The following is a 22,827-nucleotide window of genomic DNA, read 5'->3' as shown; positions in this document are numbered from 1 at the left end:
ACTCTTCTCAACTGCCCTGTCGCACCCGTGTGGTGAGGCTGTGCTGTACCTGTGAGTACGGTCGTGCGCTGTCCTGCGCGAGCACTGCGGGCGCTGCGGGCAGCGCGGGCAGCGCGGGCAGGTGCACGGTGAAGACCGTCCGCCCCGGCACGCTGTCGACGCTCACCCCGCCGCCGTGCGCGGTCGTCACGGCCTGCACGATGGCGAGCCCGAGGCCCGTCGAGCCGGTCGCCCGGGACCGCGCCGAGTCCCCGCGCGCGAAGCGCTCGAAGACGTGCGGCAGCAGCGCGGGCGGGATGCCCTGCCCGTTGTCCTCGACGTCCACGCACAGCCAGGGCCCGCTGTGCCGCACCCGCGCGGTGACGGTCGTACCGGGCGGGGTGTGAGTGCGGGCGTTGGCCAGCAGATTGACCAGCACCTGCTGGAGCCGGGCGGCGTCCGCCGACACCAGCGCCGGTTCGTCGGGCAGGTCGAGCCGCCAGACGTGGTCGAGGCCGGCCGCGCGGGCGTCGCTGACGGTGTCCACGACGAGCGGGACGAGGTCGGTCTGCTCGAACTCCAGCGGGCGCCCGGCGTCCAGGCGGGCGAGCAGCAGCAGATCCTCGACCAGCAGGGTCATGCGCCCGGCCTCGGACTCGATGCGGCCCAGCGCGTGCCGGGTGTCGGGGCCGACCTGTTCGCGTCCCCGGCGGGTGAGTTCGGCGTACCCGCGGATGGAGGCGAGGGGCGTGCGCAGCTCGTGGCTGGCGTCCGCGACGAACCGCCGTACCCGCGTCTCGCTCTCCTGCCGTGCGTGCAGGGCTCCGTGCACGTGGTTCAGCATCCGGTTCAGCGCGGAGCCGACCCGGCCGACCTCGGTGTGCGGGTCGCACTCGGACTCCGGGACGCGTTCGTCCAGGTTCACCTCACCCGCGTGCAGGGGGAGTTCGGAGACGCGGGTGGCGGTGGCGGCGACCCTGCGCAGGGGGCGGGTGGCGACGCCGACGATGACGGTCCCGGCGAGGGAGGCGGCGATGAGGCCGGCGGCGGTGACACTCGCCTCCACGAGGATCAGCGTGCTGATGGTGCCGGTGACGTCCGCGGTGGGGAGGGCGGCGTAGTAGCCGTCGCGGTACTCCACGCGGTAGTCGCCGAGGCCGGGGACCTCCACGGTGTGCGCCGTGCCGTCCCGGGAGACGGTGGCGAGCACGGCGCGCTGGGCCTCGTCCAGGGCGACCGCCGCCGTGCGGCTGAGGTCGGTGCTCTCCTTGTCCTCCTTGCCGTACCTGGCGTCGGTGACGGCGCTGCCCCGCACCTCGGCGACGATCGTGCCGCGCGGCTGCGGTCCGTGCCGGACGAACTCGTCCAGGTCCATCCGCTGCGGCACACCGACGCCGGCCCGGGGATCACCCGGCGGCCCGAATCCGGACACCCGCATCGCGACCTCGTGCACCTGCCCGTCCAGCTGCTCGTACAGGTGCGACCGCAGCGCCAGCGTCGTCACCGTGCCGATCACCGCGCACACGACGGCGATCAGGGCCACCGACGCGACAACGAGCCGCGTCCGCAGGGTCCGCGGCCGCGGGCGTCGCCGTCGGCTCATGACACCGCGGGCTTGATCAGGTAACCGGCGCCGCGCCGGGTGTGGATCATCGGCTCGCGACCGGCGTCTATCTTCCGGCGCAGGTAGGAGATGTACAGCTCGACGACGTTGGCCTGGCCGCCGAAGTCGTAGGACCACACGCGGTCCAGGATCTGCGCCTTGCTGAGCACGCGCCGCGGATTGCGCATCAGGAAGCGCAGCAGCTCGAACTCGGTGGCGGTGAGGTGGATGCCGTCGCCGCCGCGGGTGACCTCGTGGCTGTCCTCGTCGAGGGTGAGGTCGCCGACGACGAGGACGGAGTCGGAGCGCCGGTCGGCGGCGCCCGAGCGGCGGATCAGGCCGCGCAGCCGGGCGACGACCTCCTCCAGGCTGAAGGGCTTGGTGACGTAGTCGTCCCCGCCCGCGGTCAGCCCGGCGATGCGGTCCTCCACCGCGTCCTTGGCGGTCAGGAACAGCACCGGCACGTCCGGCAGGTCGCGGCGCAGCCGCCCCAGCACGCTCAGCCCGTCCATGTCGGGCAGCATCATGTCCAGGACGACGGCGTCGGGCCGGAACTCGCGCGCGGCCTGGACGGCACCGTGCCCGTCACCCGCGCTGCGGATCTGCCAGCCCTCGTAGCGCAGGGCCATGGACAGCAGTTCGGTGATGGACAGCTCGTCGTCCACCACAAGCACCCGGACGGGGCTCCCGTCCGGCCTCAGCAGTTCGGTGCGCCCCTGGGGCGAGGTCGTGGTCATACCGGACACGATGTCGGGGTGCTCTGAGAACACCCTTTCTCCAAGCTGTGATTTCTCTGAGAAACGCACAGGGGCCTCTCAGGAATCTCTTGGGCGCGCCACCGGTCAGCCCCTTCAGCCCGGTCAGCCCGGTCAGCCCGGTCAGCCCTCGGGCAGCCCGAACAGCCGGGCCGCGTTGTCGTGGCACACGGCCCGCAGCCACGCGTCCCCCAGCTCCAGCCGCTCCAGCGCGTGCAGCTGATGCAGGTAGGGATACGGGATGTTGGGGAAGTCGGACCCGAGCAGGACGCGGTCGCCGAGGCCGGCCAGCCGGGGCAGGGCCCGCCGGGGGAAGGGTGCCAGGCGCTCGCTGAAGTCGGTGAACGCCATGGTCGTGTCCAGCCGTACCTCGCCGTAGCGCTCGGCGAGGTCCAGGAAGTCCTCGTACTCCGGCATCCCGAGGTGCGCGACGACCAGCCGCAGCCGGGGGTGCCTCGCCAGCACCCGCGCGATCGGCTCGGGCCCGGTGTGCTTGCCCGGCGCGGGCCCGGAACCGCAGTGGATCACCACCGGAACTCCCGCGTCGGCGAGCAGTCCCCAGGCCCCGTCGAGCAGCTCGTCGGCGGGGTCGTACGCGCCCACCTGCACATGTGCCTTGAAGACCCGCGCCCCCGCCTCGACGGCCCGGCCGACGTACGCCTCGACGCCGGGTTCCGGGAAGAGGGTGGAGGTGTGCAGGCAGTCGGGTGTCCGGCGGGCGAAGTCCACCGCCCAGTCGTTCAGCCACTGCGCCATGCCCGGCTTGTGCGGGTACAGCATGGCGGTGAAGGCCCGCACCCCGAACTCGCGGAGCAGCGCCGTCCGTTCCTCTTCCTCCCTCCGGTAGGTGATCGGCCACTCCACCCCGCCGGTCAGCGGACCGAGCGCGTCGAAGTACCCCCAGACCTTGCGCAGCACCCGCTCGGGCATGAAGTGCGTGTGCACGTCGACGAGACCGGGCAGCCCGAGTTCCTCCCAGAAGCCACGGACGTGCCGGACCTCCTCGGGACCGGCTCCCGGCGCGATGCGGTGATCACTCATGTGGCCCACGATCTCCCCGGAAGCGGGACGGGGTCCACCTCCCGGCCGAAGAAGACACCGGATCAGAAAAGCTCGTCCTGAATTCCGGCGGCCCCCTTGAACTCCCGCACGGGAACGGCGCACCGGTCCCCCTCGGCGGCCAGCAGCTCCCACCCCGTCATCAGCCGCGTGTCGAGCACGACGACCCCCCGCTCCGTGGCCAGATGGAGATCCGGCCCGGCGACCGACACCAGCTCACCCCCGACCGCACCCCCCGCCACCAGCTCGACCACCTCCCCCACGGCTCCCGGCCCCCGCTCCCGCTCCGCGAGCCCGAACACCCGTACGTGATCCACTCCCCGGAACGGCTCCGGCGTCAGCGACTCCGGCCAGCCCCCGAGCGCCACCGCCCGCCCGTGCAGTTCGGCGATCTCGGCCGCCCGCTCCTCCTCCGTCGCCGGCAGCGCGGCCCGCACCGCCCGCTTCTGGGCGTACGGAATGCGGTCGGGCACCCGCAGCGCGGCCCGCAGCAGTTCCTCCGTCCGCCGCGCGGCCATCAACGGCCCGGTCCCCAGCCAGCTGAAACACACCGCCCCCTGCTCCAGCAGCCGAGCCGATCCCCTGTCGACCCCGGTGATCCCCACCTTGACGAGCCCCGGCCCGAACCACGCCACGTACACCCGGTACGGCCGGGGATCATCGGCGATCGTGTCCGCGGCCACCGAGTGCGCCCGATCCAGCCGCGCGCACTCCTCGCACCGCGCCCCCGTACTCCGTCCCGGCACGGCCACCCCGGCCGGACACGCGTGCCCCCGCGCCCCGACACACGTCCGCACACCCCCTGCCGCGACCTCGAAGGCCACCCGCTTCCCCCTGGTCAGCGCACTGCGCCGCCCACCGACCCACGTCAGCACAGGGCCGCCCGCCACCCACCGCAGCCCCGCGCACTTCCATGCCTGTGCCATCACCCACGAGCGTACGAGCCACCACTGACAAGGCCCGGTCGCCCGACACCGCACCCTGTCCTGAACCGCACCGTAGAAGCAGGGCCCTTCGACGGCGCCACCTAGGATGAGCCCGGGGGAACACGCGCATCATCAGTGAGGGGTCATCGTGCGGACACCGCTCTCCTGGCTGGCCGGTCGGTACACATGGGGGCCTCGGAGCCTGCACAGCGCGGCGGTGGCGTCGGTGGTGGCAGCCGTCGGGATCATCGTCACCGGTGGCGTGGTGCGGGTCACCGGATCGGGGCTCGGCTGCCCCGAGTGGCCGTCGTGCACCGGCGAGAGGCTGGCGCCCACGGCCGAGATGGGCCTGCACGGCGCGATCGAGTTCGGCAACAGGCTGCTGACCGGCGTCCTGTGCGTGGTGGTCGGCTGGCTCATCGTCGCCGCACGGCTGCAGCGCGATCCGTCGCGCGAGGTGCTGCGGGGGGCCTGGGCCCAGTTCTGGGTCGTCGTCCTCAACGCCGTTGTCGGAGGCGTCACGGTGTGGATGCGGCTCAGCCCGTACATCGTCGCCGCGCACTTCCTCGCCGCGGCGCTGCTGCTGGCCACGGCAGTGGTCACCTGGGAACGCGTGCGCCGACCGGAGCCCGAGGTGCCCGCGCCGATGCCCCGGCCGGGGCGCGCCGTGGCCCTGGGCCGTCTTCTGCTGGCGGGGACCTTCGTCCTGCTCGTGGTGGGCACCGCGGTCACCGGCTCCGGACCGCACGCGGGCGACTCCTCCGACGTGAGCCGGATGCCGTTCCACTGGGCGGGCGTCACCGTCGTGCACGGGCTGATCGCCGCGGGCTGCCTCGTCGTGGGCGGTCTGCTGCTGGCCGCTCTGCCCGCCGGCTCCCCGGCTCGCCGGCGCACCGGGGTGTTCCTCGCCGTCTTCGTGGCACAGGGCGCCGTCGGGCTGTTCCAGTCGCTCACCTCCCTGCCCGCGGTGGCGGTCATCCTGCATCTGCTCGGTTCCGCCCTGGTGTGGGCCGGTGCGGTCAGCGTCGTACTCGTGGTGAAGCGGCAGGTGACGGACGGGCAGCCGGCCGTCGATCAGCTCTCCGCGCCGCTCGCCCGGTCCACGATCGCCGCCGACACGTAAAGGGTCAGCGGGTCCCGCGCCTCGCGGTTCAGCTTGGCCGCCGCCCAGTGGAACGCGTTCGGCCCGTGTTCCCCGGCCTGCGGCTGCCCCTCCTCCACCGCGCCGTGGGCCAGGAGACGGGCCAGCCGGGTCAGGTCCGCCGGGCGTACGTACGGCCGCAACCGGGCCAGGGCCTCCGAGCCGGACGGCGTGTAGCGCTGGAAGGGCACGTACAGCGTGGCGTCGTCGGGGCGTTCCACCCCCGGCTCCGACAGGTTCCAGCAAAGAGTCGGCCGGGTGCCGGGCCCGGCCAGCGCGTCGGGACCGTCGGCCGACAGGGCCCGCAGGAGGCCGTCGGCCTTCCGGCCGGCCACACCGGACAGCCTGGTCAGCCGCGTGCGGAGCGCATCGCCGGACCGCTCGTCCACCGTCGTGTAGAACTTGGTCCGGGCCCGGGGCGAGTCGTCGAGGTCGAGCGCGAGGAACGCCGGCATCAGACGCGTCATGCCCTCCGCATCGTGTCGCCGCAGCCACCGCCACGCCGCGCCGTGTCCGAGGCGGTCCATCGCCTCACCGATGACGCGCCGGTTGTCGGCGGTGCCGGCGGCCAGGGTGTCGAAGTACACCTTGGCGTCGGCGACTCCCGTGGGCCGGACCGTCGCCGCGACGCACATCCCGAACGCGGCCTGCTCGCTGCGGGGGACGAAGAGGTCCCGCACGGTGCGGGCCCGGGTCAGGGACGCGGCGCCGCACTCCTCGAGCGCGCGCAGCGTGCGCCAGCCGTTCTCCCAGCTGCCGGTCGCGGTGGTCGGTCCTTCGTCGGACAGGGGGCGGAGGAAGATCCTGATCTCCGGGCCGCGGTCCTTCATCACCAGGGAGAACTCGAAGGGTGCCCGGCCCCGTGCCGCCTCCGGCTCGTCGATGCCCCGCGCGGTGCGGTGCCCCCACGTGCCGAACAGCAGGTCCACCGCGTCCTGCGCCACCCCGGCGAAACCCGGTTCCTGGCCGAACAGCCGCCCCAGACAGGAAAGGCCGCGCGCCGCCTGCCCGGCGTATCCCTCCCGCCGGGCCGGGCCGTGGCCGGGCGCCGGGGGAACGGGTGTGGCCGTCGGAGGGACGGGGGCGGCCGTCATGCCCGCTCCCGCTCGGTCGGCTCGTACGGTGTCGTGTCGATGCCCGGGTACAGCTCGGCCAGGCGGCGGGCGGTGTCCGCCGTCCAGTAGGGATCGCCTGGTTCCGGGAATCCCAGCACCTGCCGCTGGTGCGGAGCGAGTCCGACGATCAGCTCCTGGAAGGTCCCCCAGTCCGGTGACGCGGGCATCATCGCCCACAGGTGTTTGCCGGTCCAGCGGGCCGCCGCGGAATGCAGGTTGAAGAACAGCGCGAGCCGTCGGCCGTACCGGTCCCGGTAGGCCGAGCCGCGGTGCACGAGGTCGCCGGTGAACAGAAGCAGGGAACCCTTCGGTGCCTCGACGGGACGCTCGCGGTCGTAGAGCGCGGGGTACTCGCTCTCGCTGTAGGTGGCCCTGTCCTGCGAGGTGATCAGGGGCACCCCGAGGTCGTCGGCACGGCCCGCGACATAGGTGGGCGCGGTCCCGGTCGTCACGTCGGTCAGGTACACGATGCCGAAGAGCCGCTGGTAGGCGCCGTCCGTGCGGGGCGGAAGGAGGCTGTTGACGGCCCAGGCGTCGTTGTGCAGTGACTGGTCCTTGGTCGCACCGTAGGCCGTGCCGTACTTCGCCTGCACGAACGCGCTGGTCAGGAGGATGTCCCGGGTGCCCATCAGGCGTCCGGCCACGTCGATGACCTGCGGGTCCAGGGGGATCCGGTTCAGGGCGTTGCTGGTGAAGGGGAAGGGGACGGCGTGCTTGAGCGCGCCGACGCCGGCGGCGTCCACCGCACCGTCCTCCGGGTCGGGAAAGTACTCCGCGATGTCCGCGACCGCCTGGCCGAGCCGCTCGCCGGCCAGGAAATCGGGGATCAGCGCGAATCCCCGCTCCCCTATCTCCTTGGTCACCGTCTCGACGTCCATGGTCACGCCTTCTCCTCCGCGGACCGGTCCACCGCACGGGGGCGGGCGACCACCATGTTCTTCTGAAAACCGTCGAGCTTCAGCGCCTCGCCGACGGGACGGCCGTCCACCTCGATCCACGCGTGTGCGGCGAACGGCACGAGGTTGACGCCCGACACCCAGTCCGGCCAGCTTCCCCGCAACCGGGCCAGGAGCACCGCGGCGACCGACCGGTCCAGGCAGTACTGCCCCGCGCAACGGCCGCTGACCGACACCACGTCGCTGCGAGCGCGCAGCGCCTCGGCGTACGAGGCCGGCCCGGCACCGCGGCTGAGAACCCGCAGGACCTTCTCGAGACGGCGCGGGCGGCAGGTGGCGATCAGCAGCCGGCTCAGCCCCACTGCGACCAGGGGGAGAGCCCTTCTGTGCACCGGGAGCGGCGAGCGCGGCTCCAGCGTCATGGGCAGAGTCACGACGCCACCAGGAGGCCGGCCGAGCGCAACGTGGTGAGCAGGCGTCTCACGTCGTCGGCGATACGGTCGTGGGCATCGGGGAACCGGTCCTGGAGTTCCGCGACGACGTCCGTCTCCTGGCGGCCGGCCGAGATGCTCTCGTAGACGGCCACTGCCATGGGGTTCAGGCGGTAGTAGCCGCCCGACTTCTTGTCGAGCAGTACGGCCGCGTCCTCGTTCTTCGTCAGTACGACGTCGGGTGATGGCTTCAGCACGAGTGGGTCAACTTCCGTTCGAAGGAGCGTGGGCCGGCTGAACGAGGAGCCGCCCCGCCCCGCCTCCGGGCGGGGTGGCCAGTGCCGCGACCGCGGTCCGAAGCCATACCTCGGCGCCCACGGTCAGCTCCAGGGCAGCGGTCTCGGCCTGCGGACGCATGCTGTTGCGGATGCTCGACCGCAGGCGTGCCGGATCGACGAATCCGTGCTCGGCGAGCAGGGATCGGTCGAACAGCCCGAGCAGGCTGCGGCGGTTGCGGGCGATCCCGTGGTGCACCGACATGCTGAACTCCCCCTTGGTCGCGCGGGAGAGCACCGCCTTGGGACCGTCGGTCTGCATGGCGGCCTTGAGGGCCGGTTTGTAGCTCAGTCCAGGGCGGCTCTCGGCACGGGACACCGCCAGGGCGGCCTCCAGCACGCCGTCGTCCATGTACGGCAGTGACAGGAGGACCCCCTGGCGTTGCATCAGTTCACGCAGCGGGGCGAGCCGGTGGCCGCCGATGCGCTGTCCGGCCAGGGAGAGGTGCACGGATCTCCCGGGCGCCTGCGGAGTCCGGCCGGGCCCGGCGAGCGCCAGTGCGCGAACCGCCTCCGCCGTCTTCGGCGTCGCCCAGGCGGGAACACGCCACAGCGGCCCCCACTGCACCGTGGGACCCTGCCTTTCCGGCCGGGGCAGATGCAGTCCTCGCAACTGTTCCTCCACCCATTCCTCATAGGACTCCCCGCCGGCCAGCGCGCGCATGACCGCACGCATCGGCCAGCGCCGCAGACGGGCCAGCGGGCGTATTTCACGCAGGGCTCTGAGGGGAGACGTACGGTACAGGTCACTGAAATAGGAGGGGGCGACGGTGAAAAGTTCGTCGCCGCCGAAGCCGGCCATGTGCACCGTGGCGCCGGCACCGGCGAAAACCTTCGCCATGGCGGCCTTGCGGGAACGGTTGCGAATCAGCGTGTACGGCGTGGACACACTGTGCGGCACGGAGAAATCGAGAACACCCGCGTCGTCGCATATCCCGTCATACGGGCCGGGTATGTCGTCGGGCTGGAACACGGTCAGGTCGCAGCCTATTTCCCGTGCCGCGAGAGCGGCCCATTGTGCGTCGTCGTGATTGGGGTCCACGGTCTGCTCGACGAACGCCTGGAAATGGGCACCCTGTTCGGCCAGCAAATAACACAACGACGAGGAGTCCATGCCGCCGGAGAGGTCCGCGGACAGTCCCGACGCCGTGGCGGTGCGTGCCCCGACGGCGGCGTCGAGGGCCGCTCTCAGCCGCGGCGCCCCCTCGGCGAGAGGGAGCTCCGCAGCAGGCGGACGCCACCAGGTGACGGTGTCCGCCCGGTCGCCGTTCATCCGGAGCCGTTGGTCCGCCGGCAGGCGGTGCACACCGGTCCAGCAGGTCGCGTCGGTCAGGCCGTAGTCGAGGGTCGGCTGCATCAGTTCCCAGGCGACGGTCTCCAGCCGGGGAGCGGCCCCGCACAGGCGGGCCAGCAGTTCCGGTGAGTCGGACGCGGCACGGCCGCCGTCCGGGGTACGGGCGTGGAACACCTGCCGCAGGCCCGAGGCGGTGCCCTGGACGTAGGTGGTGTGTCCGTCGGTGTGGACGACGTGGAAGCTGCCGGGGTGGCGGTGGGCGGCGTCCATGACGCCGGGTACGTCGTCGTGCCGGTCGAGGACGCGTGCCAGCTGCCCCGCGTCGGCGCCCGTCTCGCCGAACAGTGCGAGACGTCTGGCGCCCGCCTCGGCGACGACCAGACGCGCATGGGTGGTGTCCGCGACCAGCCAGATATTTCCCGCACGGTCGCGCACAGTGGAAATCCGGTCGGCCTCTCCGGGTGAACCAGGAAACACCTCCGCACGCTCTCCGGAGAAAGCCACGAACCACGATGCATCCACGTTCTTCCCTTTCGGCCGACCGGATTTCTCCGACGTCAGATGATGGCGTCACCCTCGCCGTCGGCGCTCGCCCAGCCGTACCACATGGTCAGCTCGGCGAAGTCACCCATCGGCTCGATCCGGGGAGCCTCGTACTCCGTCATCTCGTACTCGGTCATCGAAATTCACCTTCTTTCGTGGAGGTCGAATTTGCACAGCGAGTACATCATGATCGGGCGCCGCGTCCCATGGGGTTTCTGGCCAAGGAGGACAGGCGGCCGGCCTCGAATAAAGGCGCACTATAAATCGGGTCACCGCGCACCGCGGGGGCCGGAAGCGCGCCTGGCCGGAACACTGCCCGACACGACGTGAAAGGTGATCTTGACAGCGCGGTGGGGCCTGCCGCATGACTCCGACATGCCGAGTGCGGTTGTGGCCGGCAATTGCCTGATGTTGTCGCAACCCGACCGTCTGGTGACACGTTCCCGGAGACGCCGGGCCGCGGCGGGTCGAGGACCTGCCTTCGGTCACCGACGTCCGCCCGCTCGTCGGGGAAACGCAAAAGGCCCGGACTCTCGTCCGGGCCTTTCGCTCATGTGCACTCGGCAGGATTCGAACCTGCAACCTTCTGATCCGTAGTCAGATGCTCTATCCGTTAAGCTACGAGTGCTTGTCTTGTTCTGTTTTCCCGCCGGTCCCGGTCCTTTCGGCCCGCTCGCGGCGACAGGAAGAACATTACATGACTGCCGCCGTCATGTGAAATCCGATGGCCACACCCCTTGTGACCTGCGAAAACGTCGCCAGGAGTCCGACGGGGCACCAACGGGACCCGGACAACGACGAAGCCCCGGCCGCAGGGGCCGGGGCTTCGTCGATCATGTGCGGAGGCGGAGGGATTTGAACCCTCGATGGGCTTTAAGACCCAAACCGCATTAGCAGTGCGGCGCCATAGACCGGACTAGGCGACGCCTCCAGACAACATCACCTCTCGCGTGCGAGCGCGAGTGGCGCGTGCCGATGATGACACAGTTGAGCGTGCTGTCACCAATCGACCCCCACGGTACTAGGCAGGCGGGTCGCAGGGCAAAGCCCTTAACGGCGTGGTCGCGCAACATCCGGCCGGACGGGGCGTTAGTCAGGTCATGCTGCTGATCTCCCGCCTCGACGCCGCCCGCCTTCTCGGCGCGGCCGCCGCGTCCGTCGCCACCCTCGTCTCCCTGGCCGCCGTGCCCGCGGGCGCGCACGCCGACACCGGCTCCCGCGCCGGTACGGACACCGGCGCGCTGATGCCGCCGCCGGTCCGCGACGAGGACCGGGCCGGTGATCACCTGACGGTCACCGTCCGGGACGCCGGCCCGGGCGCGGACGGTACGTACGAGCTGTACTGCCACCCGGACGGCGGCAGCCACCCCGACCCGGCCGGCGCCTGCGCCGTGCTCGACCGGGACACGCGCTGGGGCCAGGACACCTTCGCGCCGGTCCCGGAGGGCAGCGTCTGCACCATGCAGTACGGCGGACCGGCCACCGCGCACGTCACCGGCACCTGGGCCGGCCGCCCCGTCGACGCGCGCTACGACCGGAGCGACGGCTGCCAGGTCTCCCGCTGGAACCGCATGGTGCCGTTGCTGCCCGATCTGCGGGCGCCGCAAGGGGCGTAGGGCGGGGGCGCAGGCGGACCGGTCCGGCACACGGCCGGAGCCGCCGGTTCCGGACGCCGGTTCCCGACCGGGGTGGTACCCGGTCACACGTTCTACGTCACTTCCTCGTGCGACCTCCCTCCCATCCCGCGCCGCCGACCGGGCCCCAGCGCTTAGACTCCCTCGCGTGACACGCTGCGGGCCGGTTGGCAAGATGGCCCAGGCGGTCGGCAAGTGCGGTAACAGGAGGGAAGCGTCTCGTGAGCAGCAGGCCATCCCGAGGCGCTGCTCGCCTCGCAGCCATACTGGACGCCCTGCCCGACGCGTTGGTCCTGGTCAACGCGAACGGCACCGTCGTCAACGCGAACTCCATCGCGCTGGAGGCCTTCGAGGCGCCGGGCACCGCGCTGGTCGGACGCGGGCTGCTGGATCTGCTGCCGCAGTTCGACTCGCGGCTCATCCCCGGGTCCATGCGGCGGCCGGACCACATCGATCCGCGGGTGCGCACCAAGCCGACGCGGATGGTCGCCCGGCGCACGGACGGCACCGAGTTCCCGGTCGAGGTCGCCAGCGCCAACCTGGAGAACGGGCAGCAGGCCTACGACGGCTACGGCTACACCGGCGACGAGCTGCTGATGCTCGTGGTCCGCGATCTGTCCGGCACCGTCGACACCGAGGCCGAGCTGGCGCGTTCGCAGCGGCAGACCGAGATGATCCTGCGGGCCGCCTCCGAGGGCGTCGTGGGCACGGACACCGATGGGCGCATCGTCCTCGTCAACCCGGCCGCCGCCCAGATCCTCGGCTACCGGGCCAGCGACCTCGGCGGCCGTGAGCTGCACACCCTCGTCCTGCACTCGCGCGCCGACGGCTCCCCCTTCCCTTACGACGAGTCCCCGCTCGCCGACACCCTGCGCTCCGGGCGCAAGCACCGGGTGCGCGGGCAGGTGCTGTACTCCAAGAGCGGCGACAAGCTGCCGGTCGACCTGACGACCGCGCCCGTGCGCGACGGCGACCAGCTCGTCGGCGCGGTGATGACCTTCACCGACCGGCGGCCGTACGACGCCCTCGTCACGGAGCACGAGGAGGCGGAGAAGCGGCACGCCGAGGAGCTGGAGCGGCTGTCCGAGGAGCACGGCTCCGAGCTGACCGCGCTGCGCCAGCAGCACGTGACCGAGCTGGAGGAACTGCGCGAGAAGCACGCGGAGGAGCTCGCCGCGAACGAGGACCGCTACGCCGCGCTCGGTGAGCGGGAGAAGGACCGGTACGAGGCGCTCGCCGCCCGGCACGAGCAACTGCTCACCCTCCTCGGGACCTCCCTGCGGGGGCCGCTGGAGGAGCTGCGCCACGAGCTGGCCGCGCTGGCCGCCGACGACGCCGGGCAGCTGTGGCCCGAGGCCAACCAGGTGCTCCACCACCTGTCGGCCGGGTACACCCGGATCACCACCCTCATCGACAACGTCCTCGGCTACCAGCGCCTCGACGTCGGAAGCGAGAACGTCTCCCGCACCAAGGTGATGCTGGACGCCGTCGTCGCCTCCGGGGTCGACGGGGCCGTCGAGCTGATCGGGCCGGGGCGGGTGCAGTTCGCCGTGCACGCGCCGCCCATCGAGGCCGAGGTCGACCCCCGGCTGCTGGCCACCGCGCTGGCGCACCTCGTCGCGGACGTCGCGGGCGTCGACGCGACCGGCAACACGCCGGTGTCGGCGGGCGGTTACCTGGACAACACCGTGGTCGTGGCGGCGGCGCAGCGCGGCGAGGTCGTGCGGATCGAGGTGCGCGGGCCGTACGCCGGGGGAGACCCGGTGCACGAGCCGATCGTGCGCGGGATCGTCCGGGCGCACGGCGGCGTGCTGCAGACGCACGAGGTGCCGGGCATGAGCGGCAGCGCGTACGTCCTGGAGGTTCCCATCGGCGGAGGCGCGGGGGCCGTCGCGGCCGTGGCCCCGGCCTCCGGCGCGGAGGGCACTCAGGAGGTTGCGGCTCAGGATCCCGCCGCCGGCGGGCGGCGCCGGGCCCGGCGGGCGTCGGTCGACGCCTTCCTGGAGAGCGATGCCGAGGGCCCGTCCGCCGAGGGCGCCGACGGTCCCGATGCCGAGCCCGGCACGCCGACCGGGCGGCGCAGGCGCCGTGCGGCCCAGGAGCCGGCCGCCCTTCCGGTGCCGGCGCAGGCGTCGTCGGCCGAGGGGTCCGGCGGTACCGGGCGCCGGCGGGGTCGGCCCGCGGAGGGCGCGGGCGACGGCCAGCCCGCATCGGGGGCCGCGGGTGTCTCCGAGGGTGCCGTCGTCATGGCCGCCGAGCACGCCAAGGGCGCCGCGGCCTCCAACACCGGCCTGGGCGGGACCGTACCGCCGCAGGGCGTGCCCGCCTCCCCGCAGGGCGCCCCTTCCTCTCCGCAGGCCCTGCCCGCGCCCACCGGGCGGCGTGCCCGGCGGGCCGGGGACGAGCAGCACGCGCTGCCCGCGGCGCTGCCCGCGCAGGCCGGCGAGTCGGATCCGGACGACGCGTCGCGGCCGACCGGGCGCCGGCGGCGTGCCCTGGCCTCCGCGAACGAGCGTGCCGCCGCGCAGGAGGCGGCGCCGCGTCAGGTCTTCGCCCTGCCACCCGCGGAGGCCGACCGGCCGTCCGACGGTGCGGTGGAGGCGGGCGCCGTGGGCGCCGCGGGCCAGGTCCAGGTGCCCGGCCCGGCTGCTTCCGGCGACGCCCTGGTCGACGACGGCCGGCACGACGCCGTGCCGCACGACCAGGCCGACGACCACACTCCGCCGCAGCCGCACCCCGCCGAGGCGCCGACGGGACGCCGTCGCCGGGCCGTCGCCGCCCCGCAGGCACAGGCGGCACAGGCGGCACAGACGGCACAGACGGCGCAGGCCCACGGCATCCCCGCCCAGGGGGGTCCGGTGCAGGGGGCGCCCGTGCCTCAGCGGAGTGCCGTAGTGCCCCCGCAGGGCGGCGCCGCCGGGCAGGGCGTACCCGCGCAGGAAGCCACCGCGCCCGCCGGACCGGCGCAGCCCACTGGACCGGCCCAGCCCGCGGGACCCGTTCAGCCCGCGGGACCCGTTCAGCCAGCGGGACTCGCCCAGCCCGTCGGACCCGCTCAGCCTGCCGGTCCTGTTCAGCCTGCCGGTCCTGTTCAGCCTGCCGGACTGTCGCAGCCCACCGGGTCGGCTCAGCCCGCCGGACCGGCGCAACCCGCCGGCCCCGCCCAGCCCGCCGGACCGGCGCGCCCCGCCCAGCCCGTCGGCCCCACAGAGGGCACCGAGACCCCCGTGCCCGCCGCGGCCGAGGCCGTCGGGCCCGCTGTCGGCGGGCAGGCCCCGGCCGCCCCGGCGCCGGCCCCGCAGCCATGGCCCGCCGCCGCTGACGCCCCGGGCGCCGGCACCCCCGTGCCGCCCGGCGGCGCGGGTGGCACGGCGTCCCCGGCCGCCCCGGGCCCCGCCGCCGCGCCCGGCGCAGCAGCCGCCCCGGCGGCCCCGCAGAACGTTCCCGCCTCCACCCCGAGCCGGGGCACCCCGCTGCCGCCGGAGAACACGCCGCGCGTGGCCCAGCCCCTGCCTGCGGAAACCTCCGCTCCGGTCGACCCGAACTCCACCCAGGGCCGGGCGATCAGCGTGCGGACGCTCGGCCAGGGCGTGCCGTTCAACCGGCAGGCGCTCCAGGTGCAGCAGCCGTCGGCCACACCACCCCCGCATCAGCCGGGCGGCTCCGGCCGGCGCCGCAAGCTGGGCACCCCGCCCGACCCGGCGGCCACCGCGCGCCCGGAACAGGCGGCCCGCCCGCATCCGGCGGCGGAGCAGCCGACCGCGCCCGCACAGCCGAAGCCCCCGTCCTCCCAGGGACAGGAGCAGCCGTCCCTGGCGGGCGGTCAGCCGCGGCTCGCGCCGATGACCGAGGGCGCGGGACGGTCGTACGCCATAGGGGCCCCGGACCGGAACGCCGCCGAGGGACCCGAGCCGCTGGACGGTCCCGGCGGGGCCGTGGAGGTGGCGGACCCGCCGCGTCCGCAGCCGATGGACGACGAGCTGCCCCCGGAGCCGCTGGACAACCCGCGCCGGCTGCTGGTGTGGCCCGCGCCGGACGTCTCGACGCAGCAGGCGCTCAGCGACCGCGGCTACCGGCCGGTGATCGTGCACTCGCGCGAGGAGGTCGACGCGCAGATGGCGGCGTTCCCCGCCGCGCTGTTCGTCGACCCGCTGACCGGGCCGATCACGCGTACGGCGCTGCAGTCGCTGCGGCAGGCGGCCGTCGCGGCCGAGGTGCCGGTGCTGGTGACGGCCGGGCTCGGGCAGGCCTCGCGCGACGCCGCCTACGGCGCCGACCCCGCCGTCCTGCTGAAGGCGCTCGCCCCCCGGGACAGCGAGCAGCACCCGCCGCGCGTCCTGCTGATCGAGGAGCACGCGGAGATCGCGCTGGCGCTGACCTCGACGCTGGAGCGGCGGGGGATGCAGGTGGCGCGGGCGGCGAGCGACGCCGACGCGGTGACGCTGGCGGGACAGTTCCGGCCGAACCTGGTCGTGATGGACCTGATGCAGATCGAGCGGCGTCAGGAGGGACACGCCGGGATCGTCGACTGGCTGCGCGCGAACGGGCAGCTCAACCGCACCCCGCTCGTCGTCTACACCGCCGCCGTCGACCAGGCCGACCTGCCGCGGCTGGCGTCCGGCGAGACCGTGCTGTTCCTGGCGGAGCGGTCCACCAGCGGCGAGGTGCAGTCCCGGATCGTCGAGCTGCTCGCGCGGATCGGGACCAACTGACGGCGCGCTAGCCGGAGACGATCCTGCGCGCCGCCTGCTTGATCGAGGCGCGCAGCCGGTCGGCGCCCGTGTCGTCGCCGCCGACCAGTATGCGTTTCATCTGGGGCATGACGGACGCCCAGTTGGCCATGGCGACCAGCAGGAACAGCAGGTCGGGGGCCGGGATGGCGTCGGTGACCACGCCGCGCTCCTGACCGTCCCGTACGGCGGCGACCTTGCGGGCGTAGTGCTCCTGGCGTTCGGCCTCGTGGGGCAGTTCGGCGGTGCCGTACTCCATGCCCTCCCAGAAGAGGAGGCGCAGCAGCTCGGGGTGGGCGGCGTGGTAGTCCAGCAGGCGGTCGATCCAGCCCTCGATGCCGTCCGGGTCGACGGGGACGGAGATCGCGAGGTCGAGCATCTTCTTCTCGAGGACCGACGCGAACAGCTCGCCCTTGTTGCCGTAGTAGGCGTAGATGAGCTGCTTGTTGGCCTTGGCCTCGGCCGCGATGCGGTCGATGCGGGCGCCGGCGATGCCGTGGCGGGCGAACTCGGCGACCGCCGCCTCGAAGATCCGGGCCTTGGTGGCCTCGGGGTCCCTTGCTGCCATGGGGACAGGGTAGCGGGGCGGGCGCGGTAACCAACTATTTGGTTGACAGAGTTCGGGAATGCCGAGCAGACTCCGGGAGTTCCTTACAACCAACCAGTTAGTTGCCAGCGCGCTCGAAGGAGTCGCTCCGCTCATGTCGTCACCGTCAGCACCCGCCCGGACCGCACCGGAGCAGGCCCGCAACGCACCACAGGAGAGGTCCGCACCCTCCCGCCTCTTCCTCCCCCTGATCGCCGTCTGCACCGCCGTGACGGCCGCCAACATCTACCTCGCGGCGCCGCTGCTCCCCCTCATCGCCCACGACTTCGGCTCCACCCCGTCGGCGGTGGCCTGGCTCGCCTCGGTCGCGCAGTTCGGGTACGCGGCGGGCCTGCTCTTCTTCGCCCCGCTCGGGGACAGCGTGAACCGGCGCCGCCTGGTCGCCGTCCTCGCACTGGTCGCGGCGGCCTCGCTGGTCGTCGGCGCGGTGTCGTCCGGGACCGGCGCGCTCGCGGCCGCCGTCCTGGTCGCCTCGGCCGCGACCGTCGTCCCGCAACTCCTGGTCCCGCTGGTCGCCGCGCGCGCCCCCGCCGACCGCAGGGCACGTCATGTCGCCGCCGTCATCGCGGGTCTGTTCACCGGCATCGTGGCGGCCCGGGTGCTCGGCGGGCTGGCCGGGCAGGCCTTCGGCTGGCGCGCGGTGTTCGTGGGGGCGGCCGTCCTGACCGCCGTCCTCGGCCTGGCCACCGCGTACGTACTGCCCGCCGAGCGGCGCCGTCGGCAGGGCTCGCTGTTCTCCGGGCTCGCCGCGCTGCCCGCGGTGGTGCGCAGCTCGCCGGACCTGTGGCGGGCGTGCGTGCGCCAGGCGGGGATGTACGGCGCCTGGAGCGCCCTGTGGACCTCGCTGGCCCTGCTCCTCACGGAGGACGACGGCTACGGTCTCACCACGGCCGCCGCCGGGCTGTTCGGCCTGTTCGGGCTGGCGGCGAGCGTCGTCGCGCCGCTCGCCGGGGGCCTGGTCGACCGGTTCGGCGCCGCCAAGGTCGTACGGTCCGCGTACCTGCTCGCCGCCCTGTCGGTGCCGCTGTTCTGGCTGGGCGGGCAGGAGATGGCGGCCCTGTGCGCGGCGGCGGTGCTGGTGCACGCCGCCCTGGTCGCGTCCCACGTCGCCAACCAGACCCTCGCCCTGACCACCACGTCCGCCCCGGCCACCGCCAACACGGCGTACGTCGTGGCCGGCTTCGCGGGCGGCGCGCTGGCCTCGGCCCTCGCTGGTCCCGCGTTCGGCCACTGGGGCTGGGGCGGGGTCTGCGCGGTGGCGGGGGCGTGGCTGGCCCTGGGGTGGGCGGCGACGTCCGTACGGAAGCGGTGAGCGGGGCGAGCCGGGCAGGCGCGGAGGCCGGGCGGTGGGTGCCGCCCGGCCTCCGTGCCTGTGCGTCTCCGTGCCTGTGCGCCTCCGTGCCCGGACGTCAGAGCCGGGTGATGTCCAGCCCGCCCTCGGCGTACTGCCTGCGCAGCACCTTCTTGTCGAACTTGCCGACGCTCGTCTTCGGCACCGCCTCGATGACCGTCCAGCGCTCCGGGAGCTGCCACTTGGCGATCTTGCCCTCCACGGCGAGGAAGGCGCGCAGCTCCTCGAAGCCGACGCTCGCGCCCTCCTTGAGGACGACGGTGGCCAGCGGGCGCTCGCCCCACTTGTCGTCCGGGACCGCGACGACCGCGGCCTCGGCGACGTGCGGGTGGGACATCAGGGCGTTCTCCAGCTCGACCGAGGAGATCCACTCGCCGCCGGACTTGATGACGTCCTTGGCGCGGTCGGTGAGGGTGAGGAAGCCGTCGGGGGAGATGGTGCCGACGTCGCCCGTCTTCAGCCAGCCGTCCTCGCTGAACTTGTCGGCGGGGCGCAGCGGCTCGGCGCCGGGGCCGTTGTAGTAGGCGCCGGCGATCCAGTTGCCGCGGACCTCCAGCTCACCGGCGGACTCGCCGTCCCAGGGCAGGCGCTCGCCGCCCGGACCGGTGAGGCGGGCCTCGACGCCGGCCGGGAATCGACCCTGGGTGAGGCGGTACGCGAACTCCTCCGGCGTGCCGACCGCGTGGGCCGGCGGCCGGGCGACCGTGCCGAGCGGCGAGGTCTCCGTCATGCCCCAGGCGTGGCAGACCCGCATGCCGAGCTTGTCGAACGCCTCCATCAGGGACCGCGGACACGCGGAGCCGCCGATGGTGACCTGGGTGAGCGAGGAGACGTCCCGGGGCCGCGCGGTCAGCTCGGCGAGCAGGCCCTGCCAGATGGTGGGGACGGCGGCGGCGTGCGTCGGCCGCTCGCCCTCGATCATCGCGGCGAGCGGCGCGGGCTGCAGGAAGCGGTCCGGCATCAGCATGTTGACGCCGGTCATGAAGGTGGCATGCGGCAGTCCCCAGGCGTTGACGTGGAACTGGGGGACCACGACCAGCGAGGTGTCCTCGTCGGTCAGGCCCATCGACTGGGCCATGTTGACCTGCATGGAGTGCAGGTAGACGGAGCGGTGGCTGTAGACCACGCCCTTGGGGTCGCCGGTGGTGCCGGAGGTGTAGCACATGGCGGCGGCGGCCCGCTCGTCCAGCTCGGGCCACTCGTACGTGGCCGGCTTCCCGGCGATCAGGTCCTCGTACTCGTGCACCTGGACGGACGCCTCCGCCAGTGCGGAGCGGTCGCCGGGGCCGGTGACGACGACGTGCTCGACCGTCTTCAGGTGCGGCAGCAGCGGCGCGAGCAGCGGCAGCAGCGAACCGTTGGCGATCACGACCCGGTCGGCGGCGTGGTTCACGATCCAGGCCAGTTGCTCGGCCGGGAGGCGGAGATTGAGGGTGTGGAGGATCGCGCCCATGGAGGGGATCGCGAAGTAGGCCTCGACGTGCTCGGCGTTGTTCCACATGAGGGTTGCCACGCGTTCGTCGTCGCCGACGGCGAGGTCCTCGCGCAGGGCGTGCGCCAACTGGGCGGCGCGGGCGCCGATGTCGGCGAAGGAGCGGCGGTGCGGCTCGTCCTCACCGGTCCAGGTGGTCACCTGCGAGCTGCCGTGGATCGTCGACCCGTGGGTCAGGATCCTCGATATCAGCAGCGGTACGTCCTGCATCGTGCTCAGCACGGTGTCCTCCCGGGGCGACATTGCCTACGCGGCGGTAAGGGCTGCGCTGATTCTGCGCACATACCGCGCGGTATGTCACTACTCCCCGGTGATCGATCAGTGCGCGGCCCCCGACAGATCCACCCGCCGGCCGGCCACAAAGCCACCCATCACCGAACAAACCCCAGCTCAGGGTCCTCGCGGAGCTTGCCGAGCGCGCGGGACACCGCCGACTTCACCGTGCCCACGGAGACCCCGAGGACTTCGGCCGTCCGGGCTTCGCTGAGGTCCTCGTAGTACCTGAGGACGACCATCGCCCGCTGCCGGGCCGGCAGCTTCATGACGGCCCGCCACATCGCGTCGCGCAGCGCCTGCCGGTCCGCCGGGTCGTCCCCGCCGGGCACCGGCTCCGGCTCGGGCATCTCGTCGCACGCGAACTCGTCGACCTTGCGCTTGCGCCACTGCGACGTCCGCGTGTTCACCAGCGCCCGGCGCACATAGCCGTCCAGGGCGCGATGGTCCTCGATGCGCTCCCAGGCCACGTACGTCTTGGTGAGCGCGGTCTGCAGCAGGTCCTCCGCGTCGCTCGGGTTCGCGGTCAGCGACCGGGCGGTACGCAGCAGCACCGGCTGGCGGGCCCTCACGTACGACGAGAACGACGGGTACGGGAAGGTCTGCGTCATTGCTGTGGCGGCGTTCGAAGCGCTGGTGCAGACAGGTGCGGTCATGACTCAACGCTATGAGCGAAGGGGTGCGCGGCGGATCGGCCGCAGGTCCCGAAGCGGAGTCCGCCTCAGGTTGTAGGGGTGGGGCCGGCTGCACCTCCTCTGGGTGGAGGAGAGGACGAGGGGTACTGGGGGTTCACCCCTGAGGGCCGCCCGGCCCCGGCGGAAGGCGGCGGGGACGAACGCCTGGGCGGCGGTACCGGAGTACCACCGCCCAGACGCCCTGCGACCCCATGAAGCACACCCGCACGGAGACCGGGGGCCGGCGCCGGAGCGCCCCCACCGGCCCCTCAGCTCACCACCACAGCGGGGAGAAACTGACGGCCACGTTCTCGTTGCCCTGGTTGACGGCCGTGAACGCGGAGTCCTCCAGCTGTGCGGTGTTGCTCTGGTTCGAGGCACCCGCGCCGACCGCCTGCTGCTGCGTGGTGGACGAGTTGCCGTCGTCCGCGGTCGCGACACCGCCGAAGAGGGCGACGGCCAGCGGGAGCGCGGCGACGGCGGCGATGACGCGAGCGGTACGGATGCTTGCCATGTAGTTCCTCCAGAAGGTGCGCACCGGCTTCCTGCCGACCACGCGAGAAGTACCTGCACTTGTGAACCAGCCTGGCTGCCAAGGCAGTTGGCCGACCGCCTCGACGCTGTGCACGACGTCGCGTGATCAGAGTTGCCCACCGACCCCCGGCGAACCACCCCGGAAGCCCTGATTCGCCCTCAAGCGTGAGGACAAGTCGATAAACCTCTTCGTCTTCCCTTATGCCGCACCACGGGCAGTACGGACAGCTCCACCTCAAGCGCCACAAGAGGTGAAGCGTTCCGTCACTTTCCCCGCCCGCCTCCCCGCCTCCGGCGCGTCGCGTGCGGGCACCCTTCCCTTTTTCGAACATGAGTACGAACATGGAGCCATGGCCACCACCGACCGGCAGGCCACGACGCTGGCCCTCGCGCACGCCCTGTCCGCCGCCGAACGCGGACTGGCGGTCATCCCCCTGTCCCGGACGAAGCTCCCGGCCCTGCGCTCCCCCCACCGCGACGACCCCGCTCCCTCCCGCTGCCACGGCGAGTGCGGCCGCTTCGGCCACGGTGTCCACGACGCCTCCACCGACCCGGCCCGCATCCGCGCACTCTTCGCCGCGGCACCCTGGGCCGCGGGCTACGGCATCGCCTGCGGGCTGCCGCCGCACCACCTCATCGGCGTGGACCTGGACACGAAAGGGGACACGGACTCCTCGGCCGCCCTGCGCGAACTGGCCCTGCGCCACCTGTTCACGATCCCGCCCACGGTGGTCGTCCTGACCCCCAGCGGAGGCCGCCACCTCTGGCTGACCGGCCCGCCCGACGCCGTCGTCCCCAACTCGGCCGGCCGCCTCGCCCCCGGCATCGACATCCGCGGCGCCGGCGGCTACCTCGTCGGCCCCGGCTCCCGCACCCGGTACGGCGCCTACGCCGCCGCACCCGGCACCGCCCACCTCGCGCCCGCCGCCTGCCCGCCCGCGCTGCTGCGCCTCCTGCTCCCGCCGCCCCGCGCGCACCGGCACGCCTCCGCCACGACCGACGCGCGCGGCCGGGGGCTCGTCCAGTTCGTCCTCGCCGCGCACGAGGGCCAGCGCAACACCCGCCTGTTCTGGGCGGCCTGCCGTGCCTACGAGGACGGCATCGGCGGAGCCCTCGTGGACCCCCTGGTCGAGGCGGCCCGGGAGACCGGCCTGACCGAGCGCGAGGCCCGCGCGACCATCGCGTCGGCGGCCCGCATGACGGGCCACCACCCGTGACCGGAGCGGAGCGGGAGGGTACGCATCGCCCGACCCCACCAGCCCCGCACCGGCTGGACGCCCTCGACGACGAAGCCCTCCGACTCGTAGAGCCTCCGGGCCGCGGTGTTGTGGCCGAGGACGCGCAGGGTGATGCGGCGGGCGCCCAGACTGCGGGCCTCCTCGACGGCGCCGCGGACGAGGGCCCGGCCGACGCCGTGACCGCGGGCCGCGTCGGCGACGGCGACCGCACCGACCT

At 73.2% G+C, this 22,827-nt stretch carries 19 protein-coding genes, 2 tRNA genes and 1 pseudogene; 5 read left to right on the top strand and 17 right to left on the bottom strand.

Going from position 1 to position 22,827, the window contains the following annotated elements; translation table 11 throughout:
- Positions 1 to 7: 7 nt before the first annotated feature.
- The 4 genes from ACIRG6_RS18665 to ACIRG6_RS18650 all read right to left on the bottom strand — a co-directional run bounded on the left by ACIRG6_RS18665 (position 8) and on the right by ACIRG6_RS18650 (position 4,322).
- Positions 8 to 1,582: a sensor histidine kinase gene (locus ACIRG6_RS18665; protein ID WP_364675228.1), complete on the bottom strand. Its 1,575-nt coding sequence runs from the start codon at positions 1,580 to 1,582 to the stop codon at positions 8 to 10.
- Positions 1,579 to 2,319, bottom strand: a complete 741-nt coding sequence (locus ACIRG6_RS18660; protein ID WP_030188895.1) for a response regulator transcription factor — start codon at positions 2,317 to 2,319, stop codon at positions 1,579 to 1,581. The genes ACIRG6_RS18665 and ACIRG6_RS18660 overlap by 4 nt, the downstream gene beginning before the upstream one ends.
- 141 nt (positions 2,320 to 2,460) lie before the next feature.
- On the bottom strand, positions 2,461 to 3,378 hold the full coding sequence (locus ACIRG6_RS18655) for an amidohydrolase family protein (protein WP_364675230.1): 918 nt from the start codon (positions 3,376 to 3,378) through the stop codon (positions 2,461 to 2,463).
- A 62-nt stretch (positions 3,379 to 3,440) separates the two neighbouring features.
- Positions 3,441 to 4,322, bottom strand: a complete 882-nt coding sequence (locus ACIRG6_RS18650) for a DUF2797 domain-containing protein (RefSeq protein WP_403323587.1) — start codon at positions 4,320 to 4,322, stop codon at positions 3,441 to 3,443.
- Positions 4,323 to 4,548: 226 nt separating this feature from the next.
- On the opposite strand from ACIRG6_RS18650, the gene ACIRG6_RS18645 reads away from it, so the two are divergent.
- Positions 4,549 to 5,445 carry a COX15/CtaA family protein gene (locus tag ACIRG6_RS18645; RefSeq protein ID WP_403323586.1) on the top strand — a complete coding sequence of 299 codons (897 nt, stop codon included), beginning with the start codon at positions 4,549 to 4,551 and terminating at the stop codon, positions 5,443 to 5,445.
- On the opposite strand, the gene ACIRG6_RS18640 is transcribed toward ACIRG6_RS18645, so the two are convergent.
- The 8 genes from ACIRG6_RS18640 to ACIRG6_RS18605 all read right to left on the bottom strand — a co-directional run bounded on the left by ACIRG6_RS18640 (position 5,397) and on the right by ACIRG6_RS18605 (position 11,008).
- A complete protein-coding gene (locus ACIRG6_RS18640) occupies positions 5,397 to 6,557 on the bottom strand; it encodes a tryptophan dimethylallyltransferase family protein (RefSeq protein WP_364675238.1) in 1,161 nt (386 codons plus the stop codon). The genes ACIRG6_RS18645 and ACIRG6_RS18640 overlap by 49 nt on opposite strands.
- The gene (locus ACIRG6_RS18635; RefSeq protein ID WP_403323672.1) at positions 6,554 to 7,456 is read right to left on the bottom strand and encodes a phytanoyl-CoA dioxygenase family protein; all 903 of its coding nucleotides are present in this window, start codon (positions 7,454 to 7,456) and stop codon (positions 6,554 to 6,556) included. Before ACIRG6_RS18635 ends, ACIRG6_RS18640 begins: the two co-directional genes overlap by 4 nt.
- Before the next feature lie 2 nt (positions 7,457 to 7,458).
- Entirely contained in the window at positions 7,459 to 7,908 is a 450-nt protein-coding gene (locus ACIRG6_RS18630) for a lasso peptide biosynthesis B2 protein (protein ID WP_403323584.1), read from the bottom strand.
- Complete coding sequence (locus ACIRG6_RS18625; RefSeq protein ID WP_239770974.1) at positions 7,905 to 8,162, bottom strand: lasso peptide biosynthesis PqqD family chaperone; 258 nt, start codon at positions 8,160 to 8,162, stop codon at positions 7,905 to 7,907. Before ACIRG6_RS18625 ends, ACIRG6_RS18630 begins: the two co-directional genes overlap by 4 nt.
- 7 nt (positions 8,163 to 8,169) lie before the next feature.
- Positions 8,170 to 9,969 (bottom strand): asparagine synthase-related protein, encoded by a 1,800-nt coding sequence (locus tag ACIRG6_RS18620; protein WP_403323581.1) that lies wholly within the window; start codon positions 9,967 to 9,969, stop codon positions 8,170 to 8,172.
- Between the two features lie 122 nt (positions 9,970 to 10,091).
- Positions 10,092 to 10,214, bottom strand: a complete 123-nt coding sequence (locus ACIRG6_RS18615; RefSeq protein WP_239770972.1) for a lasso RiPP family leader peptide-containing protein — start codon at positions 10,212 to 10,214, stop codon at positions 10,092 to 10,094.
- A 418-nt stretch (positions 10,215 to 10,632) separates the two neighbouring features.
- Positions 10,633 to 10,705 (bottom strand) — tRNA-Arg (locus tag ACIRG6_RS18610).
- A 212-nt stretch (positions 10,706 to 10,917) separates the two neighbouring features.
- Positions 10,918 to 11,008 (bottom strand) — tRNA-Ser (locus ACIRG6_RS18605).
- Between the two features lie 169 nt (positions 11,009 to 11,177).
- Here ACIRG6_RS18605 and ACIRG6_RS18600 point away from each other — a divergent pair.
- Entirely contained in the window at positions 11,178 to 11,693 is a 516-nt protein-coding gene (locus ACIRG6_RS18600; RefSeq protein WP_350723843.1) for an SSI family serine proteinase inhibitor, read from the top strand.
- Positions 11,694 to 11,932: 239 nt separating this feature from the next.
- Positions 11,933 to 16,423, top strand: a complete 4,491-nt coding sequence (locus tag ACIRG6_RS18595; protein ID WP_403323578.1) for a hybrid sensor histidine kinase/response regulator — start codon at positions 11,933 to 11,935, stop codon at positions 16,421 to 16,423.
- Positions 16,424 to 16,430: 7 nt separating this feature from the next.
- Here the strand turns inward: ACIRG6_RS18595 and ACIRG6_RS18590 are convergent, their stop codons facing one another.
- The gene (locus ACIRG6_RS18590; RefSeq protein WP_403323576.1) at positions 16,431 to 17,009 is read right to left on the bottom strand and encodes a TetR/AcrR family transcriptional regulator; all 579 of its coding nucleotides are present in this window, start codon (positions 17,007 to 17,009) and stop codon (positions 16,431 to 16,433) included.
- A 133-nt stretch (positions 17,010 to 17,142) separates the two neighbouring features.
- Between ACIRG6_RS18590 and ACIRG6_RS18585 the strand changes: the two genes are divergently transcribed.
- Positions 17,143 to 18,360, top strand: coding sequence for an MFS transporter (locus ACIRG6_RS18585; protein ID WP_364675252.1), 1,218 nt, complete (start codon positions 17,143 to 17,145; stop codon positions 18,358 to 18,360).
- Positions 18,361 to 18,457: 97 nt separating this feature from the next.
- Here ACIRG6_RS18585 and ACIRG6_RS18580 read toward each other — a convergent pair whose 3' ends face one another.
- The 3 genes from ACIRG6_RS18580 to ACIRG6_RS18570 form a co-directional block, all read right to left on the bottom strand.
- Positions 18,458 to 20,134: a long-chain fatty acid--CoA ligase gene (locus ACIRG6_RS18580; RefSeq protein WP_403323573.1), complete on the bottom strand. Its 1,677-nt coding sequence runs from the start codon at positions 20,132 to 20,134 to the stop codon at positions 18,458 to 18,460.
- 128 nt (positions 20,135 to 20,262) lie between these two features.
- Positions 20,263 to 20,820 carry a SigE family RNA polymerase sigma factor gene (locus ACIRG6_RS18575; RefSeq protein WP_318213511.1) on the bottom strand — a complete coding sequence of 186 codons (558 nt, stop codon included), beginning with the start codon at positions 20,818 to 20,820 and terminating at the stop codon, positions 20,263 to 20,265.
- Positions 20,821 to 21,112: 292 nt separating this feature from the next.
- Complete coding sequence (locus tag ACIRG6_RS18570) at positions 21,113 to 21,352, bottom strand: hypothetical protein (RefSeq protein ID WP_364675258.1); 240 nt, start codon at positions 21,350 to 21,352, stop codon at positions 21,113 to 21,115.
- Positions 21,353 to 21,722: 370 nt separating this feature from the next.
- On the opposite strand from ACIRG6_RS18570, the gene ACIRG6_RS18565 reads away from it, so the two are divergent.
- The gene (locus tag ACIRG6_RS18565; RefSeq protein WP_403323571.1) at positions 21,723 to 22,589 is read left to right on the top strand and encodes a bifunctional DNA primase/polymerase; all 867 of its coding nucleotides are present in this window, start codon (positions 21,723 to 21,725) and stop codon (positions 22,587 to 22,589) included.
- Positions 22,590 to 22,639: 50 nt separating this feature from the next.
- Here the strand turns inward: ACIRG6_RS18565 and ACIRG6_RS18560 are convergent.
- Positions 22,640 to 22,822: pseudogene (locus ACIRG6_RS18560) on the bottom strand (GNAT family N-acetyltransferase); the annotation flags it as partial.
- Positions 22,823 to 22,827: the final 5 nt, after the last annotated feature.

The sequence above is a fragment of the Streptomyces flaveolus genome, assembly GCF_044765825.1.
Lineage (GTDB): Bacteria > Actinomycetota > Actinomycetes > Streptomycetales > Streptomycetaceae > Streptomyces > Streptomyces flaveolus.
Note: the sequence above shows the minus strand (reverse complement) of the source record. Positions and strands in the feature narration are given on the sequence as shown.